Source organism: Xinfangfangia pollutisoli, from assembly GCF_020179405.1.
Lineage (GTDB): Bacteria > Pseudomonadota > Alphaproteobacteria > Rhodobacterales > Rhodobacteraceae > Pseudogemmobacter > Pseudogemmobacter pollutisoli.
The window spans coordinates 1-19,042 of sequence record NZ_JAICBZ010000010.1 but is presented as its reverse complement, the minus strand read 5'-3'; the positions used below and the strand labels follow the sequence as shown (position 1 = coordinate 19,042).

At 66.2% G+C, this 19,042-nt stretch carries 18 protein-coding genes; 8 read left to right on the top strand and 10 right to left on the bottom strand.

What is annotated here, in order from left to right:
- Positions 1-107 precede the first annotated feature (107 nt).
- Positions 108-602 carry a pantetheine-phosphate adenylyltransferase gene (gene coaD, locus K1Y73_RS05645; protein ID WP_225027091.1) on the top strand — a complete coding sequence of 165 codons (495 nt, stop codon included), beginning with the start codon at positions 108-110 and terminating at the stop codon, positions 600-602.
- 63 nt (positions 603-665) lie between these two features.
- Here the strand turns inward: coaD and K1Y73_RS05640 are convergent, their stop codons facing one another.
- From K1Y73_RS05640 to gap (K1Y73_RS05625), 4 genes are all read right to left on the bottom strand, one after another.
- A complete protein-coding gene (locus K1Y73_RS05640) occupies positions 666-830 on the bottom strand; it encodes a hypothetical protein (RefSeq protein WP_225027090.1) in 165 nt (54 codons plus the stop codon).
- 170 nt (positions 831-1,000) lie between these two features.
- Positions 1,001-2,008 (bottom strand): type I glyceraldehyde-3-phosphate dehydrogenase, encoded by a 1,008-nt coding sequence (gene gap, locus K1Y73_RS05635; protein ID WP_225027089.1) that lies wholly within the window; start codon positions 2,006-2,008, stop codon positions 1,001-1,003.
- A gap of 88 nt (positions 2,009-2,096) precedes the next feature.
- Positions 2,097-2,240 (bottom strand): hypothetical protein, encoded by a 144-nt coding sequence (locus K1Y73_RS05630; RefSeq protein ID WP_225027088.1) that lies wholly within the window; start codon positions 2,238-2,240, stop codon positions 2,097-2,099.
- 10 nt (positions 2,241-2,250) lie between these two features.
- Positions 2,251-3,252, bottom strand: a complete 1,002-nt coding sequence (gap, locus tag K1Y73_RS05625; protein WP_225027087.1) for a type I glyceraldehyde-3-phosphate dehydrogenase — start codon at positions 3,250-3,252, stop codon at positions 2,251-2,253.
- A 182-nt stretch (positions 3,253-3,434) separates the two neighbouring features.
- Here gap (K1Y73_RS05625) and K1Y73_RS05620 point away from each other — a divergent pair, with 182 nt between their 5' ends.
- Positions 3,435-4,409, top strand: a complete 975-nt coding sequence (locus K1Y73_RS05620; protein WP_225027086.1) for a DUF808 domain-containing protein — start codon at positions 3,435-3,437, stop codon at positions 4,407-4,409.
- On the opposite strand, the gene rarD is transcribed toward K1Y73_RS05620, so the two are convergent.
- The 3 genes from rarD to K1Y73_RS05605 form a co-directional block, all read right to left on the bottom strand.
- A complete protein-coding gene (gene rarD / locus K1Y73_RS05615) occupies positions 4,406-5,299 on the bottom strand; it encodes an EamA family transporter RarD (RefSeq protein ID WP_225027085.1) in 894 nt (297 codons plus the stop codon). The two genes, K1Y73_RS05620 and rarD, sit on opposite strands and share 4 nt — an antisense overlap.
- Before the next feature lie 83 nt (positions 5,300-5,382).
- The gene (locus K1Y73_RS05610; RefSeq protein ID WP_225027084.1) at positions 5,383-5,805 is read right to left on the bottom strand and encodes a cupin domain-containing protein; all 423 of its coding nucleotides are present in this window, start codon (positions 5,803-5,805) and stop codon (positions 5,383-5,385) included.
- Positions 5,802-6,338 carry a pseudouridine synthase gene (locus K1Y73_RS05605; protein WP_225027083.1) on the bottom strand — a complete coding sequence of 179 codons (537 nt, stop codon included), beginning with the start codon at positions 6,336-6,338 and terminating at the stop codon, positions 5,802-5,804. Before K1Y73_RS05605 ends, K1Y73_RS05610 begins: the two co-directional genes overlap by 4 nt.
- A gap of 63 nt (positions 6,339-6,401) precedes the next feature.
- Here K1Y73_RS05605 and K1Y73_RS05600 point away from each other — a divergent pair, with 63 nt between their 5' ends.
- On the top strand, positions 6,402-7,505 hold the full coding sequence (locus tag K1Y73_RS05600) for an NAD(P)/FAD-dependent oxidoreductase (protein WP_225027082.1): 1,104 nt from the start codon (positions 6,402-6,404) through the stop codon (positions 7,503-7,505).
- Positions 7,506-7,539: 34 nt separating this feature from the next.
- On the opposite strand, the gene eno is transcribed toward K1Y73_RS05600, so the two are convergent.
- Both eno and K1Y73_RS05590 read right to left on the bottom strand, forming a co-directional pair.
- Positions 7,540-8,817 carry a phosphopyruvate hydratase gene (gene eno / locus K1Y73_RS05595; RefSeq protein WP_225027081.1) on the bottom strand — a complete coding sequence of 426 codons (1,278 nt, stop codon included), beginning with the start codon at positions 8,815-8,817 and terminating at the stop codon, positions 7,540-7,542.
- A gap of 32 nt (positions 8,818-8,849) precedes the next feature.
- On the bottom strand, positions 8,850-9,767 hold the full coding sequence (locus tag K1Y73_RS05590) for a DMT family transporter (protein WP_225027080.1): 918 nt from the start codon (positions 9,765-9,767) through the stop codon (positions 8,850-8,852).
- A 138-nt stretch (positions 9,768-9,905) separates the two neighbouring features.
- On the opposite strand from K1Y73_RS05590, the gene K1Y73_RS05585 reads away from it, so the two are divergent.
- The 5 genes from K1Y73_RS05585 (at position 9,906) to K1Y73_RS05565 (ending at position 18,463) form a co-directional block, all read left to right on the top strand.
- A complete protein-coding gene (locus K1Y73_RS05585; protein ID WP_225027079.1) occupies positions 9,906-10,802 on the top strand; it encodes a DMT family transporter in 897 nt (298 codons plus the stop codon).
- A gap of 467 nt (positions 10,803-11,269) precedes the next feature.
- Complete coding sequence (locus K1Y73_RS05580) at positions 11,270-14,956, top strand: vitamin B12-dependent ribonucleotide reductase (protein WP_225027078.1); 3,687 nt, start codon at positions 11,270-11,272, stop codon at positions 14,954-14,956.
- Positions 14,957-15,268: 312 nt separating this feature from the next.
- Positions 15,269-16,519, top strand: coding sequence for an efflux RND transporter periplasmic adaptor subunit (locus tag K1Y73_RS05575; protein ID WP_225027077.1), 1,251 nt, complete (start codon positions 15,269-15,271; stop codon positions 16,517-16,519).
- Between the two features lies 1 nt (position 16,520).
- Complete coding sequence (locus tag K1Y73_RS05570) at positions 16,521-17,255, top strand: ABC transporter ATP-binding protein (protein WP_225027076.1); 735 nt, start codon at positions 16,521-16,523, stop codon at positions 17,253-17,255.
- Positions 17,255-18,463: an ABC transporter permease gene (locus K1Y73_RS05565; RefSeq protein WP_225027073.1), complete on the top strand. Its 1,209-nt coding sequence runs from the start codon at positions 17,255-17,257 to the stop codon at positions 18,461-18,463. Before K1Y73_RS05570 ends, K1Y73_RS05565 begins: the two co-directional genes overlap by 1 nt.
- On the opposite strand, the gene K1Y73_RS05560 is transcribed toward K1Y73_RS05565, so the two are convergent.
- Positions 18,464-19,042 (bottom strand): energy transducer TonB family protein (locus K1Y73_RS05560; protein WP_225027071.1); only part of this gene is annotated, 579 nt, incomplete at its 5' end. It abuts the gene before it with no gap.

The following is a 19,042-nucleotide window of genomic DNA, read 5'->3' as shown; positions in this document are numbered from 1 at the left end:
CCTCTGCGCCGGCCGAAGATTCCGCACTGCGGCGAAATCACCCTTGCAAGGGCCGGCGCAATATTGTTGCGTGCAACTGCCGCATGGGCGGGCAGGGGGGACAATACATGCGCATCGGCCTTTATCCGGGAACCTTCGATCCGGTAACGCTGGGGCATATCGACATCATCCAGCGCGCCATGGCGCTGGTCGACCGGCTGGTGATCGGGGTGGCGATCAACCGCGACAAGGGGCCGCTTTTCACCCTGGAAGAGCGCGTCGCCATGATCGAGGCCGAATGCGCCGAGATCGTCGCCCGCACCGGCGGCGAGATCGTCGTGCATCCGTTCGAGAATCTGCTGATCAACTGCGCCCAGGATGTGGGCGCGGGAATCATCATCCGCGGCCTGCGGGCCGTGGCGGATTTCGAATATGAATTCCAGATGGTTGGCATGAACCGGGCGCTGGATTCCTCGGTCGAGACGGTGTTCCTGATGGCCGATGCGCGGCGCCAGGCCATCGCGTCGAAACTGGTCAAGGAAATCGCCCGGCTGGGCGGTGACGTCTCGCGCTTCGTGACCCCGCCGGTGGTCGAGGCCCTGACCGAGCGGCTGCGGCGCTGATGCAAAAGGGGGCCAGAGGCCCCCCGCATCTTACCGTCGGAATTGTTCGGCGGTCGCTGAGGATCAGCGGCCGTAGACGGCTTCGCGGGCCAGACGTTCCGCATCGCTGGGCGAGATCGCAAGATCCCAGGCCACGGCCTTGGGCAGGCGGGCGATCTCGTCACGGGTCCGGCGGTAAAGCGCCCGCTTGCGCGCGGCTTCCTTCCAGCTTTCGATCATCGTGATCATGGTATCATCCTTTCATGCGGGTTCTGTTCCGCATGACCAGAAGATGGGCCATTCCGTTAGCGCAAACAACCCTGATTGCTGCACTGCGGCATTGCGCCTGGTGCATGGCTTGCGCAAAAATGAAGGGGCGCCGAAGCGCCCCTGTCCGGTCGGGTCAGGTCCGGATCGGCTCAGATCAGCTTGCCCATCGCAACGGCCGTATCGGCCATACGGCACGAGAAGCCCCATTCATTGTCATACCAGGACAGGACCGACACGAAGGTGCCGTCCATCACCGTGGTCTTCTCGGTATGGAAGATCGACGAGCGGGGATCGTGGTTGAAGTCGGACGAGACATTCTTGAAATCGGTATAGCCGAGAATACCCTTCAGCGGCCCGTCGCCATCGGCGGCGGCGCGGATGATGTCGTTGATCTCTTCCTTGCTGGTCGGACGCTTGGCGATGAATTTCAGATCCACGACCGACACATTCGGCGTCGGCACCCGCAGCGAGAACCCGTCGAGCTTGCCCTTCAACTCGGGCAGCACCAGCCCCACCGCCTTGGCCGCCCCGGTCGAGGTCGGGATCATCGACAGCGCCGCGGCGCGGGCGCGGTACAGATCCTTGTGCAGCGTGTCCAGCGTGGGCTGGTCGCCGGTATAGGAATGGATCGTGGTCATCAGACCCTTCTCGATCCCCAGCCCGTCATGCAGAACCTTCGCCACCGGCACCAGGCAATTGGTGGTGCAAGAGGCGTTCGACACCACCAGATCGTCCTTGGTCAGCGTGTCATGGTTCACGCCATAGACCACGGTCTTGTCGGCGCCATCGCCCGGGGCCGAGATCAGCACCCGCTTCGAGCCATTCTCGAGATGCGCCAGGCATTTCTCTTTCGAGGTGAAGATGCCGGTGCATTCCAGAACGATGTCGACATCGCCCCAGGGCAGTTCGGCCGGCGCCTTGATCGCGGTCACCTGCATCGGCCCGCGGCCGACATCGATCCAGTCGGCGCCCGTCGTCACCTCGACCGGGAACCGGCCATGGACGGAATCGAAGCGCAACAGATGGGCATTGGTCTCGACCGGGCCCAGGTCGTTGATCGCCACGACCTGAATATCGGTCCGGCCCGATTCGATGATCGCGCGCAGGACATTGCGGCCGATCCGGCCAAATCCGTTGATGGCAACCTTGACGACCATGGTCTTCCTCCGGCTGAGATGGGTTCGGCGGCGGTGATAGCGCTAACAGCGCCCGGTCCCGCCCAAATGCCCCCTCAGTCTGCCCCGGTCAATCCCAGAATACCAGATGATCCATCAAGTCGAAGAAACGTCGCACCAGAAACAGCAGCGTCTCGCCGCCGGTCAGGGCAAAATCGCCCGCGATGAAGGCGGCGATCAGCAGCGCCAGGACAAGTGCGACGCGATCGGGCAAGCGCGGCTCCTCAGTTGAGGAGCCGACCCATCACCCCGGCCACGTCGGCCATGCGGCAGGAAAAGCCCCATTCATTGTCATACCAGGCCAGAACCCGGACCGAGCGGCCGACGACGCGGGTCTGCTCGGGCGCGAAGATAGAGGATTGCGGCGTGTGATTGAAGTCGATCGACACCTTGGGCTCGGGGTCATAGGCCATGACCATGCCCATATAGCCGGCGCAGGCCTCGCGCACGATCTCGTTCACCTGATGCGCGGTCACGGATTTCTCGGCGATGAAGGTCAGATCGACGGCCGAGACATTCGGCGTCGGCACCCGAATGGCCGAACCGTCCAGCTTGCCCTTCAGTTCCGGCAGCACCTCGGCAATCGCCTTGGCGGCGCCGGTCGAGGTGGGGATCATTGCCATGGCGGCGGCGCGGGCGCGGTACAGATCCTTGTGGCGGCGGTCCAGCGTCGGCTGGTCGCCGGTATAGGAATGGATCGTGGTCATGATCCCCGATTCGATGCCGATCGTGTCATTCAGCACCTTGGCCAGCGGCGCCAGGCAGTTGGTGGTGCAGCTGCCGTTCGACACGACCAGATGCTCGGCCGTCAGGCTGCGATGGTTGACGCCATAGACCACGGTCTTGTCAGCATGTTTCGCCGGGGCCGAGACCAGAACCCGCTTGGCGCCCCGCTCCAGATGCACGGCGGCCTTGCTGCGTTCGTTGAAATTGCCGGTGCATTCCATCACCACGTCGACGCCCTGCCAGTCCAGCTCGTGCGGATTGTACGTCGACATCATGCGGATCGGGCCGCGGCCCAGATCCAGCCCGCCATCGGTGACCTTGACCACGCCGGGAAAGCGGCCATGGACCGAGTCGTACTTCAGCAGATGCGCGTTGGTTTCCACGGGCCCGGTCGCATTGATCGCCACGACCTGCACGTCATTGCGGTTCGATTCGACGATGCTTGCCAGCGTGCAACGGCCGATCCGGCCAAATCCGTTGATTCCGACGGTGATGGTCATGGGTGCAGCCCTTTCGCGTTTCAGGGCTGATCTAACCAGTACGCGACAGTATGCAAAGCCTGAAAGCGACGTCTTATCAGCATGTTAGCGCAAACTTCCGGTGTTTGCGCTAACTGGCGACGCTGCTTTGCAGAATCCGGCGCACGTGCTTAACTCGGCAGCGATACAGGAACGAGGATCATATGAGCGGGCTTCTGGCGCTTCTGGACGATGTGGCGGCGATTGCCAAGGTGGCGGCGGCTTCGGTCGACGATATTGCCGCGGCGGCAACCAAGGCCGGGGCCAAGGCCGCCGGCGTGGTGATCGACGATGCGGCGGTGACGCCGAAATACGTGCATGGCTTTTCGGCCGAGCGCGAATTGCCGATCATCTGGCGCATCGCGCTGGGATCGGTGCGCAACAAGCTGATCTTCCTGCTGCCGGGGCTTCTGGCGCTGGACTGGGCCCTGCCGCAGGCGATCACGCCCTTGCTGATGCTTGGCGGGGCCTATCTGTGTTTCGAGGGCGCCGAGAAGGTGCTGCATGCGCTGGCGCCGCATGCCGATCAGGGCGTAGCCGAGGATTACGCCCAGACCGATCCCGCGCATCTGGAAGAACAGAAGGTCGCCGGCGCGATCAAGACCGATTTCATCCTGTCGGCCGAGATCATGACCATCGCGCTGTCGACGATCGAAAGCCCCAGCTTCTGGCTGCAGGCGGTGACGCTGGCGATTGTCGGGGTGATGATCACCGTTGCCGTCTATGGCGCGGTGGCGCTGATCGTGAAGATGGATGACGTCGGGCTGCATCTGGCGCGTAGGGCCCATACGGGCGTCGGGCGCGGGTTGGGGCGCGGGCTGGTACAGGCCATGCCCAAGGTCATGGCCTTCCTGTCCACCGTGGGCACCGCGGCCATGCTTTGGGTTGGCGGCAGCATCGTGATTCACGGGCTTGAGGTCACCCATCTCTGGGCCTGGCCCTATGAGACGATCCACCACCTTGCCGAAGAAGCCGCGCATCTGGTGCCGGAAGGCGCGCAGGCCGCGGTCGCTTGGGGGGTGACGGCCACGCTGGATGGGATCTGCGGTCTTGCGCTGGGTCTGCTGCTGATCCCGGTTGCGACACGGGTGATCGGCCCGCTTTGGGCCGCGGTCACCGGCCGCAAGGCGGCGCATTAGCCGCGCCGCGCGACCGAGACCAGATAGACCGCCAGCGAGGCCCAGATGAAGGCAAAGCCCAGCAGCTTGCCGGCCGAGAAGGGCTCGCCGAACAGGAAGACCGCGGTCAGGAAGATCATCGTGGGCGCGATATATTGCATGATCGCGATGGTGGTCAGCGTCAGCCCCTTGGCGCCATTGGCATAAAGGATCAGCGGGCCCGCGGTGACCACGCCGCAGCCCAGCAACAGCAGCGTATCGCGCGGACTGCCCATCAGGAAATGCCCCGCGCCGGTCAGGCCCAGATAGGCGGCATAGGCCAGGCCGAAGGGCAGCAACAGCAGCACTTCCAGCGCGAAACCCTGATTGGGGCCGATCGGCAGGCGGCGCTTGAAATAGGCGTAGAAGCCCCAGGTCAGGAACAGCGCGATGGCGACGGTGGGCAGCTTGCCCGAGTCGACCGTCAGGATCACCACCGCGATCAGCGCAAAGACGATGGCCAGCCATTGCAGCCCGCGCAGCCTTTCGCCCAGCAGAACCGCGCCCAGAAAGATCGAAAACAGCGGGTTGATGTAATAGCCCAGCGCCGCGTCCAGCGCATGGCCCGAGCCGATGGCCCAGACATAGATCCCCCAATTGACCGAGATCAGCGCCGCCGTCACCGCGCCCATGGCCAGCATCTGCGGATTGCGCAGCGCGGCTTTCAGATCGGCCGTGCGCCTCAGCCAGATCAGCACCGCCAGCGCCACCGGCACCGACCAGATCACCCGATGGGCGATCACCTCGACCGCGGGCACATTGGCCAGCGCCTTCATGTACAGGGGCAGAAAGCCCCAAAGCAGATAGGCCGAAAGCGCGTACAGAAAGCCCGCGCGGGTATCGCCGGTCTGGGGATGGGCTGGGTCGGTCATGCTCTCCGGCTTAGCGCCGCGGTCCTGGTGCCGCCACGGCAAACTTGTGCCCCTTACAATTGCCGCGGCCTTTGGCGCGGCGGTCAGGCCTGTGGCAGGGTCCAGCCGGGTGGGGCCAGTTCGAACCCTTCAAAGCGGAACCCGGGCGAGACGGTGCAGGACACCAGCGTCCAGTCGCCCAGGCTGCGCGCGGCCTGCCAATGCCCCGCCGGCACCAGGATCTGCGGGCGCTCGCCGCCCAGGACGGCCGGGCCCAGCCGGTGATCGCTGGCCGCGGTCTCGCCCAGCGACAGGATCAGCGGCGCGCCGGCATGCCAGAGCCAGATCTCATCGGCATCGACTCGGTGCCAATGGCTGCGCTCGCCGGCTTTCAGCAGGAACAGGATCGCCGTGCCCGAGGCGCGGCCGTCGCGCAGCGGTCCCTGCCAGGTCTGGCGATACCAGCCACCCTCGGGATGGGGCTGCAGGTTCAACTCCGCGATGATCGCCTCGGCCGTGCCGCTCATGCCTCTCTCCAACCGCCGGGCGACAGCCCGTCCAGCGTCCAATCGCCCACCCGCCAACGGATCAGCCGCAGACAGGGCAGACCCACGGCCGCGCACATCCGCCGCACCTGGCGGTTGCGCCCCTCGCGCAGGGTCAGTTCCAGCCAGGCATCCGGCACGGTCTTGCGCACCCGGATCGGCGGGTCGCGCGGCCACAACCATACGGGCGTATCCACCATACGGGCGCCGGCGGGCAGGGTCATGCCGTCTTTCAGCATCACCCCCTTGCCCAGCGCGGCCAAAGCCTCGGGACCCGGGCGGCCTTCGACCTGGGCCAGATAGGTCTTTTCCAGCTTGTGCCTGGGATCGGCGATCCGCGCCTGCAGCCTTCCGTCATCGGTCAGCACCACCAGCCCTTCGGAATCGCGGTCCAGCCGCCCGGCGGCATAGACGCCCTTGACCGGCAGCACATCGGCCAGCGTCGCGCGGCCCTCGCCATCGGTGAATTGGCAAAGCATGTCATAGGGTTTGTTCAGCAGGATCAGCCGGGCCATGGCCCTGCCTAGCCCAAGCCGCCCGGCCTTGCCAGAGCCGCGCGCTGCGGGCAGGCTGGTGCCATGCAGAAGACCGTGATCATCGGCGCCGGCATCATCGGCTGCGCCATCGCCTTCCAGCTGGCCCGGCGTGGCCATGCGGTCACCGTGCTGGACGCGGGCGGAATCGGCGCCGGCGCCTCGGGCCGCAGCTTCGGCTGGATCAATGCCAGTTTCCATCTGAGCGAGGCGCATTTCCGTCTGCGGATGGAAGGCATCACCGCCCATCACCGCCTGGCCGCCCAGCTGCCCGATGCGCCCACAAGCTGGCCCGGCACGCTGTTGTTCGAAACCCAGGGCGAGGCGCTGGCCGCGACCGAGGCGGATCTGGCGCGGCTGGGCTATCCGCTGCAGCGGCTGACCCGGGCCCAGATCGAGGCCACCGTGCCCGCCCTGGCCGATCCGCCGGCCGAGGCGCTGCTGTTCCCCGCCGAGGGCGCGGTCGACCCGGCCGCGCTGGCGCGGTGCCTGCTGGCGGCGTCGGGCGCGCGGCTGTGGCGCGGCGTTGCGGTGCTGGGTCTGGTGCAGCGCGCGGGGCGGGTGACGGGGGTGCAAACCGCAGAGGGCGTGGTTGGCGCCGATGCGGTGGTGGTGGCGGCCGGAACCGGCAGCCCGGCCTTGCTGGCGCCTCTGGGGCTGGACCTGCCGATGCTGACGCGGCCCGGCCTGATGCTGGCCACCCGCCCGCTGCCGCCCGCCTTGCCGCGGATCCTGGTCACCCCGGCGGGCGAGATCCGGCAGGATGGGGCAGGGCGGATCCTGATGCCCACCGCCGCGGGCCATCAGGGCGATGCGGCCGAAGATGTCTCGGGCCTGGCCGGGGCGCATGCCGACCGGGCCTTGGCGGGGCTGCAGGCGCTGTTTCCGGCGTTGGCGCTGGACTGGGCCGAGGTCGCACTGGCCTTCCGCCCGGTGCCGGGCGACGGGCTGCCGGTGATCGGGCCGGCGGCGCCGGGCCTGTGGCTGGCCGTGATGCATTCGGGCGCCACACTGGCCGCGGTTGCGGCCGAGCGGATCGCCGCGGAAATGGATGGGGGCGAAGATCAGCCGATCCTCGCCCCGTTCCGATTGTCGCGTTTCGCCCGGTCGGGCGCCGATTTTTGTACGAAAAATTGCCCCCGGCCTTAGCCCTTCGGCCCGACCTTAGCCCTTCAGGCCCGGCTTAGCCCTTCAGAATCGAATCGCCGGCATATTCCGCCGTCTCGCCCAGCATTTCCTCGATGCGGATCAGCTGGTTATACTTGGCCAGCCGGTCCGAGCGCGCCAGCGACCCGGTCTTGATCTGCCCGCAATTCGTGGCCACCGCCAGATCGGCGATCGTCGCATCCTCGGTCTCGCCCGAGCGGTGCGACATCACATTGGTGTAGCGGGCGCGATGCGCCATATCGACGGCTTCCAGCGTCTCGGTCAGGGTGCCGATCTGGTTGACCTTCACCAGCATCGAATTCGCCACCCCGCGCGAGATGCCTTCGGCCAGGCGGCGCGGATTGGTCACGAACAGGTCGTCGCCCACCAGCTGCACCTTCGAGCCCAGCTTGTCGGTCAGCATCTTCCAGCCTTCCCAGTCATCCTCGGCGCAGCCATCCTCGATCGAGATGATCGGATAGTCGGCCACCAGACGGGCCAGGTAATCGACATTCTTCGCCGGCGTCAGCGTCTTCTTCTCGCCGGCCAGCACATAGCTGCCTTCGATGAAATATTCGGTCGAGGCGCAGTCCAGCGCCAGGAACATATCCTCGCCCGGGCGGTAGCCGGCCTTCTCGATCGCCTTCAGGATGAAGTCCAGCGCGACGCGGGTGGATTTCAGGTTCGGCGCGAAGCCGCCTTCGTCGCCCACACCCGTGGCCAGACCCGCCGCCGACAGTTCCTTTTTCAGCGTGTGGAAGACCTCGCTGCCCATGCGCACCGCCTCGCGGATGTCCTGCGCGCCGACCGGCATGATCATGAATTCCTGGATGTCGATCGGGTTGTCGGCATGGGCGCCGCCATTGATGATATTCATCATCGGCACCGGCAGAACGCGCGCCGAGGTGCCGCCGATATAGCGATACAGCGGCTGCCCGGTATATTCCGCGGCCGCCTTGGCCACGGCCAGCGACACGCCCAGAATGGCATTGGCGCCCAGCCGCGACTTGTTCGGCGTGCCGTCCATTTCGATCATCGTGCGGTCGATGCCGACCTGCTCGGTCGCATCATAGCCCACCAGTTCCTCGGCGATCTCGCCATTCACCGCGGCCACGGCTTCCAGAACGCCCTTGCCCATGTAGCGCGACGCATCGCCATCGCGACGCTCATTCGCCTCATGCGCGCCGGTCGAGGCGCCCGAGGGCACCGCGGCGCGGCCCATGGCGCCCGATTCCAGATGCACATCCACCTCGACGGTCGGGTTGCCCCGGCTGTCCAGGATCTCGCGGGCATGGATGTCGACAATCGTGCTCATGGCAAACCTCGTGGGGCTGGATTTGCCCCCGTTTAGCCGCCCTTTGCCTGCAAGGAAAGCGCAGCCTTGCGCTTGCGCTCGCGCGCGAAGGCATAAAGTCCGGACAAGACGACGATTGCCGAGCCGATCAGCACATGCGCCTCGGGCCGCTCGCCCAGAACCAGGACGGCCAGGATCACCGCGAAGACCAGCCGCGTGTAGCGGAAGGGCGCAATGGCCGAGACCTCGCCGATGCGCATCGCATGCACGATCGCGTAATAGGCGATCAGACCGAAAAGCAGCGCGCCGCCCAGGTTCAGCGCGGTGCCGGGCGGCGGCATGACCGGCGCCTCGCCGCGCACTGCCAGAAGCAGCAGCCCCGCCGGAACCGAGGCAAGATAGCCCCAGGCCGAGACCGAGAACGTGCCAAGCGAGGCTTTCATCCGCCGCGTCGCCAGATCGCGCGCCGCCAGCGCGATCACGCAGACCACCATCGACAGGCCGGCAAGGTCAAAGCCCGAGCGCCAGGGCGCCAGGATCACCAGAACGCCGACAAAGCCCAGGCCCACCGCCAGCCAGCGCCGCCAGCCCACGGTTTCGCCCAGAACCAGCGCCGCGCCCATCGTCACGATCAAGGGCGAGGCCTGCAACAGCGCCGAGGCCATGGCCAGCGGCGCCAGGGCCAGGGCGACGATGTAGAAGAAGGCCGCGAAGCACTCGCTCAGATTGCGCACCAAGGCGGCGCCGCGAAACGCCTCAAGCGAGAACACCTTCTCGCCGCGCGATTGCGCGATGATCCAGAAGATCAGCCCGCCGATCCCGCCATTGATCAGCAGGACCAGGCCCGGAGGCACCACGCCCGCGGCCTGTTTCAGGAACAGATCCTCGACGGCAAAGCCGGCCATCGCGCCCACCATCCACAGCGTCGCCCGGGCGTTCTCGCCCGCGATCTGTGCTGCCGCCGTGGTCATGCGCGTCTCCCTGCCTGCTGCGCTCTCGTAGCGCGGGCGGCGCCCCGGCGTAACCCCATCCGCGACCCCTTGTGTCGGCTTCGGGCGCGCGGCAGAGCGGCCACGCGGGCATTGAGGCCGCACGAAAAGGGGCAGGCGATGCGCAAGGACAGGCTGGATGCGGCGGGCGTGGCGATGCTGCTGGGGGTGCAGCTGATCCTGGGGCTCAATCAGGTCGTGGTGAAGCTGGTCAATGCCGGGCTGCAGCCGGTGTTCTTTGCCGGGCTGCGCTCGGCCCTGGCTGTGGCCTTCCTTTGGGCCTGGATGGTCTGGCGCGGCCGCCCGCCGCGCTTCAGCCGCGCGGCGCTGGGGCCGGGGCTGCTGATCGGCGCCGTCTTCGCGGCCGAGTTCCTGTGCCTGTTCGTCGCGCTGGATCTGACCACGGTCGGGCGCGCCTCGGTGATCATGTATTCCATGCCGGTCTGGTTCGCGATCCTGGCACATTACGGCCTGGCCGAGCGGGTGACGCCGCAAAAGGCGCTTGGGCTGGGCCTGGCCTTCGCGGGTTGCGCCTGGGCGATCCTGTCGCGCGGGGCGGGCGGGGGCGGCAGCCTGGCGGGCGATCTTTGTGCGCTGGGGGCGGCGCTTGGCTGGGCGGTTACCGCCTATATCGCGCGCCGTCCGGTGATGCGGGCCGAGGGCGCCGAGATGCAGCTGTTCTGGATGGTGCTGGTCTCGGCCCCGATCCTTCTTTTGGCCGCGCCGCTGTTCGGCCCCCTGATCCGGGATCTGGCGCCCATCCACCTACTAGGTCTTGTGTTCCAATCCGTGGTGGTGGTCTGCGGCGGCTTCATCCTGTGGCTTTGGCTGATGTCGGTCTATCCGTCCTCAACGGTGGCCAGCTTTTCCTTCCTGACGCCGGTGCTGGCGGTTTTCCTGGGCTGGGCGATCTTCGGCGAGTCGCTGAGCCCGGCGATTCTGGTCGCGCTGGGGCTGGTGGCGGCCGGGATCGTGCTGATCAACCGGGCAGCGGCGCCACAGTCGGCGCGCGGCTGATCGGGCCCTGAGAATCGACGCATCTCGGCTGCAGATCTTATCCCAAGCTCAGCCCCGATCTGCACTGCGCGCGCCAAAGGGGCCGGGTTTCTGGCAAATCCGCCTCTCTTCAGAAACTGCTCCAAGTTTCATCCACAGCCCTACCCACAGCCCCCCGGTCGGCGCCGCCTGGTCGCCCATAGGTTGAGCGACCCCGTCAAGCCGAAAAATCGCCCCCAAGGGCCAAAATTTCAATTGAAGCTTGCGACCGATTGCGACAGTTTGACGAAGCGGCCCGAACAGACACAATATCTGGTAGGGCAGGGGGAAGCCGACAGACCGCATTTCTGGCGCCCGTATCACTGGTGCCGCGTCCCGATCGTGTCAAACGATCCGGGTCTTGGTCGTTCGATCCCCTGGCCCCGGCCGCACGAGACATGATCAACCGGCGCGCCGAATGGCGGCCTCACGCAAAGGGACCTAGGGGCATGAAGATCGAGCGCAGATTCACCAGCGAAGAGACCGGCGCCTATGGGGCCCTGGATTTCGCGGTGACCACCTCGGAAATCCGCAATCCCGATGGCAAAACCGTGTTCAAGAATGACGCGGTCGAAGTGCCGGATGGCTGGAGCCAGGTGGCCTCGGACGTTCTGGCCCAGAAGTATTTCCGCAAGGCGGGGGTTCCGGCGGCGCTGAAGCGCGTGCGGGAAAAGGGCGTGCCCGATTTCCTGTGGCGCTCGGTTCCCGATGAGGAGGCGCTGGCGAAACTGCCGGCGGCGCAGCGCTATGTCGGCGAAACCTCGGCCAAGCAGGTCTTCGACCGTCTGGCCGGCGCCTGGGCCTATTGGGGCTGGAAGGGTGGCTATTTCACCACCGAAGCCGATGCCCGCGCCTATTTCGACGAGATGCGCTTCATGCTGGCCCGCCAGATGGCGGCGCCGAATTCGCCCCAGTGGTTCAACACCGGCCTGCATTGGGCCTATGGCATCGACGGCCCGTCGCAGGGGCATTTCTATGTCGACCATGTCACCGGCAAGCTGACCAAGTCGAACTCGGCCTATGAACATCCGCAGCCGCATGCCTGCTTCATCCAGTCCGTCTCGGACGATCTGGTGAACGAGGGCGGCATCATGGACCTTTGGGTCCGCGAGGCGCGCCTGTTCAAATACGGCTCGGGCACGGGCACCAATTTCTCATCGCTCCGCGGAGAGGGCGAGAAGCTGTCGGGCGGCGGCAAGTCCTCCGGCCTCATGGGTTTCCTGAAGATTGGGGACCGTGCGGCCGGAGCGATCAAATCGGGCGGCACCACGCGTCGGGCCGCGAAGATGGTGATCTGCGACATGGATCACCCGGATATCGAACAGTTCATCAACTGGAAGGTGATCGAAGAGCAGAAGGTTGCCTCGCTGGTGGCCGGTTCCAAGGCGCATGAAATGCGCCTGAACGAGATCTTCGCCGCGATCCGCCAATGGGACGGGGCCGAGGCCGATGCCTGCGACCCGGCCAAGAATGCCGCGCTGAAAGCGGCGATCCGGGGCGCCAAGAAGGCGATGATCCCCGACACCTACACCAACCGCGTGCTGCAATACGCGGCGCAGGGCTATGGCTCGATCGAATTCCCGACCTATGACACCGACTGGGATTCGGAAGCCTATGTCACCGTCTCGGGCCAGAATTCCAACAATTCGGTCCGCGTGACCGACGCCTTCCTGACCGCGGTCAAGGAAGACCTGACCTGGGAGCTGATCCGCCGCACCGACGGCAAGGTCGCCCGCGAGGTGAAGGCGCGCGATCTGTGGCAACAGGTTGGCCATGCCGCCTGGGCCTGCGCCGATCCGGGTATCCAGTTCCATGACACGGTGAATGCCTGGCATACCTGCCCGGAAGACGGGCCGATCCGCGGCTCGAACCCCTGTTCGGAATACATGTTCCTCGATGACACGGCCTGCAACCTGGCCTCGATGAACCTGCTGACCTTCTTCAAGGACGGCGCTTTCGAGGCCGAGGCCTATGTCCATGCCAGCCGTCTGTGGACGGTGACGCTGGAAATCTCGGTGATGATGGCGCAGTTCCCCTCGAAGGAAATCGCCCAGCTTTCCTATGATTTCCGCACCCTTGGCCTGGGCTACGCCAATATCGGCGGCCTGTTGATGAACATGGGGCTGGGCTACGACTCGGCCGAAGGCCGGGCGCTGTGCGGCGCGCTGACCGCGATCATGACCGGCGTCGCCTATGCCACCTCGGCCGAAATGGCCAAGGAGCTGGGGCCCTTCCCGGGCTATGAGCGCAACCGCGACCACATGCTGCGCGTCATCCGCAACCACCGGGCCGCGGCCTGGGGCAAGACCGCGGGCTATGAGGCGCTGAACGTCAACCCGGTGGCGCTGGACGCGGCGAATTGCCCCGACCAGACCCTGATCGCGCTGTCGAAGTCGATCTGGGACGAGGCGCTGGCGCTTGGCGAACAGCATGGCTACCGCAACGCCCAGACCACGGTCATCGCGCCCACCGGCACGATTGGCCTGGTGATGGATTGCGACACGACCGGGATCGAGCCGGATTTCGCCCTGGTGAAGTTCAAGAAGCTGGCCGGCGGCGGCTACTTCAAGATCATCAACCAATCCGTTCCGGCGGCTTTGGAAAAGCTGGGCTATGCCGGCCATCAGGTGGCCGAGATGGTGGCCTATGCGGTGGGCCATGGCTCGCTGGCGCAGGCGCCGGGCGTGAACCACACCTCGCTGATCGGCCACGGCTTCGGCCCGCGCGAGATCGAGAAGGTCGAGGCCGCGCTGCCGACCGCCTTCGACATCCGCTTCGTCTTCAACCAATGGACGCTTGGCGCTGAGTTCTGCACCGGAACCCTTGGGATTCCTTCGGAAAAGCTGAACGACCCGACCTTCGATCTGCTGCGCCACCTTGGCTTCTCGAAGGCCCAGATCGACGCCGCGAACGACCATGTCTGCGGGACGATGACGCTGGAAGGCGCGCCTTTCCTGAAGCCCGAACATCTGTCGGTCTTCGATTGCGCCAATCCCTGCGGGAAGAAAGGCAAGCGTTTCCTGTCGGTTGACAGCCATATCTACATGATGGCGGCGGCGCAGTCCTTCATCTCGGGCGCGATCTCCAAGACGATCAACATGCCGAACACGGCGACGATCGAGGAAACGCTGGCGGCTTACGAACTGTCGCATTCGCTGGGGATCAAGGCCAATGCGCTGTATCGCGACGGGTCCAAGCTCAGCCAGCCGCTGGCCTCGGCGCTGATCGAGGATGACGAGGAGGCCGAGGAAATCCTGGCCACCGGCACGCCGCAGGAAAAGGCCCAGGTCATCGCCGAGAAGATCGTCGAGAAGGTGATCGTCAAGGAAATCGTCCGCTCGCATCGCGAAAAGCTGCCGGAACGCCGCAAGGGCTATACCCAGAAGGCGATCGTTGGCGGGCACAAGGTCTATTTGCGCACCGGCGAATATCAGGACGGCTCGCTGGGCGAGATCTTCATCGACATGCACAAGGAAGGCGCCGGCTTCCGCGCGATGATGAACAACTTCGCAATCGCGGTGAGCGTCGGCCTGCAATACGGTGTTCCGCTTGAGGAATTCGTCGAAGCCTTCACCTTCACCCGCTTTGAACCCGCGGGCATGGTGCAGGGCAATGACAGCGTGAAGAACGCGACCTCGATCCTGGACTACATCTTCCGCGAGTTGGCGATCAGCTATCTGGACCGCACCGATCTGGCGCATGTCGCCCCCAAGGGCCATGCCTTCGACGAGCTGGGCCATGGCAATGAGGAAGGCAAGCGCAACCTGGGCGAGGTTTCCGAAGCGGCCGCCACCAAATCGGTGGAATTGCTGAAGTCGATCTCCTCGACCGGCTATCTGCGCAAGCGCCTGCCGCAAGAGCTGATGGTGTTTCAGGGCGGAATCGGTGCCACGGCACTGGCGACCGGCACCGACACGGTGACCGCGCTGCTGCCCGATACGGCGCGGGTGTCGGGCCTGTCCGAGGGCACGTCGAGCTTAGCCCTGGGCACGGCCTCGGTCGATGCGGCGCGGACCAAGGCGAAGATGCAGGGCTATACCGGCGATCCCTGCGGCGAATGCGGCAATTACACCCTGGTGCGCAACGGCACCTGCCTGAAATGCAACACCTGCGGCTCGACCACCGGCTGCAGCTGATCGGTCGGGTTCGGAACATCCAGGGGGCGCCGGCGCGATCCGGCGCCCCTTGTCCTTTGCGCCACCGGGTCCGCACGGCGGGTCAGGAATGCCGCACCCTCATGTGATTTCTGAATATCGCATGGCAAGGCCCTGATCCGATTTCACATCTTGGAAAACTTGTGCCCGGCCTCATCGCCGCGATATGCGGCTTCGTGATTTCCCGCGCCCGATGCGCCCCCTATAGTGCGGCGTGATCACACCCGTCGCGACGGAAACCCCGCGCGGCGACGTTGTTGATCAACAGCCCGCAGCAAACCCGGGACGAGGACCTTGAGCGAAACGAAGACCGAAACCCGCCCCGATATCGCCAGTCTTGGCCGCATGCGGTCCGGCCGCAAGGGCCGGCGCTGGCTTTGGCTTGGGCTTGTGCTGGCGCTTCTGGCCGGCGGCGGCTGGTATTATCTGAACCAGCCCGCAGCACCTGTGCGCTATGAGACCGCCGAAGTCACCGAAGGCGCGCTGACCGTGACGGTGGTGGCCACCGGCACGGTGCAGCCGACGACGCAGGTCGATATCTCGTCGGAACTGTCGGGCACCGTCGCCGCGGTCGAGGCCGATTTCAACGACGAGGTCGCCGAGGGGCAGATCCTGGCGCGGCTGGACGACACCAAGCTGAAGGCGCAGCTGACCAATGCCCAGGCGCAGCTGGCTTCGGCCAAGGCCAAGCTGGCTTCGGCCGAGGCGACGGTTGCGGAAACTGCCGATGCGCTGGATTCGGCCATGGCGCTGGACAAGCGCGGCCTGACCACCCGCAATGTGGTGGTGCCCGCCAAGGCCGCGCATGACCGGGCGCTTGCGGCGGTGGACTCGGCCAGGGCCGATGTCCTTCTGGCCGAGGCCAATCTGGACCTGCAGCAGGCCGATCTGGAAAAGGCGGTGATCCGCTCGCCGATCAACGGCATTGTGCTGAACCGCACGGCCGAGAAGGGCCAGATCGTCGCCGCCTCGCTGGAGGCGCCGGTCCTGTTCACCCTGGCCGAGGATCTGACCCATATGGAGTTGCAGGTCGATATCGACGAGGCCGATATCGGCCGGGTCGCGGTGGGGCAGAAGGCCAGTTTCACCGTCGATGCCCATGCCGGCAAGCGCTTTGAAGCCGAGATCACCAGCCTGCGCTATGCGCCGCAGACGACCGATGGCGTGGTCACCTATACCGGCGTGCTGTCGGTGGAAAACGATCGGCTGTTGTTGCGGCCGGGCATGACCGCGACGGCGACGATCACGGTGGCCGAACAGACCGATGCCCTGATCGTGCCCACCGCCGCGCTGCGCTATGCCCCGCCGGTCACCACGACCGAGTCGCGCCGGGGCAGCGGGCTTCTGGGGATGATCATGCCCAGCCGGCCCGGCGCGGGCACGACCGGCAAGGTCGACGGCTCCAGCCTTTGGGTGCTGCGCGCGGGCCAGCCGGTGCAGGTCAAGATCACCCCGGGCGCGACCGATGGCAGCCGCATCGCCGTGACCTCGGACGAATTGAAGCCCGGCGACGCGGTGATCCTGTCGCAAAGCGCGGGCGGCTGAGATGGTCGACGCGACCCCGCCGCTGATCGAGTTTCGCAAGGTCAGCCGGATCTACGGCACCGGCGAGGCCGAGGTGCGCGCCCTGGACGGGGTGGATCTGCAGATCTGCCGCGGCGAATTCGTGGCGATCATGGGCCCCTCGGGCTCGGGCAAGTCGACCGCGATGAACATCATCGGCTGTCTCGACCGGCCCAGCGCAGGGGATTACCTGTTCGAGGGCACGCCGGTGCAGGACCTGTCGCCCGATGCGCTGGCGCTGCTGCGGCGGCATTATCTGGGTTTCGTCTTCCAGGGCTTCAATCTTCTGCCGCGCAGTTCGGCGCAGGAGAATGTGGAATTGCCGATGATCTACAAGGGCCTGCCCGCGGCCGAGCGCATCGCGCGCGCCCGCTCGGCGCTGGCCAAAGTCGGGCTGGACGGGCGCGAACACCACCAGCCCTCGCAATTGTCGGGCGGCCAGCAGCAGCGGGTCGCGATCGCGCGGGCGCTGGCGGGCGACCCGATGGTGATCCTGGCGGACGAGCCGACGGGCAATCTCGACAGTCACCGCAGCCATGAGATCCTGCTTCTGCTGCAGGAATTGAACCGCAAGGACGGCATCACCATCGTCATGGTCACGCATGAGCCGGATATCGCGGCCTATGCCAAGCGGCTGGTCATCTTCACCGATGGCAAGATCGTCAAGGACGAGCCGGTGACGGCCGCGGCGACCGAGACCGCGGCGGAGGCGGTCTGATGCTTCTTGAGGCCATCCGTCTGGCGCTGCGGTCGATCTTCCGCAACAAGCTGCGCAGTTTCCTGACCATTCTGGGCGTGGTGATCGGCGTGGCCGCAGTGATCGCCATGGTGACCGTGGGGCAGGGCTCGTCGGCGCAGGTCTCGGCCAGTGTCGAAAGCCTGGGCTCGGACGTGCTGGTGATCCGCCCCGGACAGCGCGGCTTCGGCCCGCCCTCGGGCGGCACGCCGGTGCGCCGCTTCAACCTGCGCGATGCCGATGCGCTGGCCGAACTGACCCGCCTGCGCGCGGTGGCGCCGCAGGCCACCTCCAGCGAGACCGTGGTCTATGGCAATGCCAATACCTCGACCTCGATCACCGGCACGAATGAGGCCTGGGCCGAGATTTCCGGCTGGACCTTCGCCTCGGGCCGCAATCTGACCGCGAACGAGGCCCGCTCGGGCGCGGCGGTCTGCGTGATCGGCCAGACCGTGCGCGAGAAACTTTTCGGCGCCGCGGATCCGGTGGGCCAGCAGATCCGGGTCAAGGCGATTGCCTGCCAGGTGGTGGGCCTGCTGGAAGAAAAGGGCGCGGGAAGTTTCGGCCAGGATCAGGACGATATCGTGGTGATGCCGATCCGGCTGGTGCAGCGGCGGTTGAACGGCAATGATGATGTCAGCACCATTCAGGCGGCGGTGGCCGACAATGTTCCGACCGAGGCCGCCATCGCCCAGATCGAGGATCTGATGCGCGAACGGCGCAAGATCGGCTTCGGGCAAGAAGATGACTTCTCGGTCACCGACATGAAGGAACTGGCCTCGATGCTGAATTCGGTGAATTCGGTCCTGTCGGGCATGCTGTCTTCGGTCGCGGCGGTCAGTCTGCTGGTCGGCGGGATCGGGATCATGAACATCATGCTGGTCTCGGTCACCGAACGCACGCGCGAAATCGGCATCCGTCTGGCGATCGGGGCGACGGGGCGGCAGGTGCTGACGCAATTCCTGGTCGAGGCGGTGGTCCTGTCGCTGATGGGGGGCGTGATCGGCATTCTGGTCGGGCTGGCGCTGGCCTGGGGGGCGGGGGTGTTCATGGCGATCCCCTTCACGCCTTCGGCCCCGGTCATCGCGCTGGCCTTCTGTTTCTCGGCGGTGGTGGGGGTGGTCTTCGGCTATTTCCCCGCCCGCCGCGCCGCGCAGATGGACCCGATCGAGGCGCTGCGGCACCAGTGATCAGCCGCGCCGGTCGTACTTCAACTGCAGGATCAGCTTATAGGCAGGGCCGGTCAGCTGGGCCGGCGCCTTGGGAAAGCGGCCGGCCGATTGCGCGGCCTTCACGGCGGCGCGGTCCAGCACGGCCGCGCCCGAGGATTTGATCACCCGCACCGCCAGCAGCGCGCCCGAGGGCGCGACGGTCAGCTCCAGCCGCACCACCCCCTCGGCCCTGCCGGCATCGCGCGGGTAGGTGCGGCGCCTTTCGATCTGGGCCTGGATCTTCGCGCCCCAGGCGGCTTTCAGATCGGCAACTTCCGATTTCGACAGGCCCGAGGCTTCGGCCTTGCCGCCCCTGCCGGATGTCGTGCCGCCGCCGCTGCCAGCCGCCTTTGCGCCAGACGGGGCCGGGCCGGCGGGCGGTTTTGCCTTTTGCACCGGCGGTTTTGCCGGCTTTTCCGGGGCAGGCGGCTTGGCGTCGGCCTTGGGTTTCGGCTTTGGCGGCGGGGGTGCGGTCTCGGCTGCGGGCGCGGTGTCAGAGGACAGCAGCGCCAGCTGCGGCGCGGGCCTGGGCAGATCGGGCAGCGCCTCGGGCGGGGG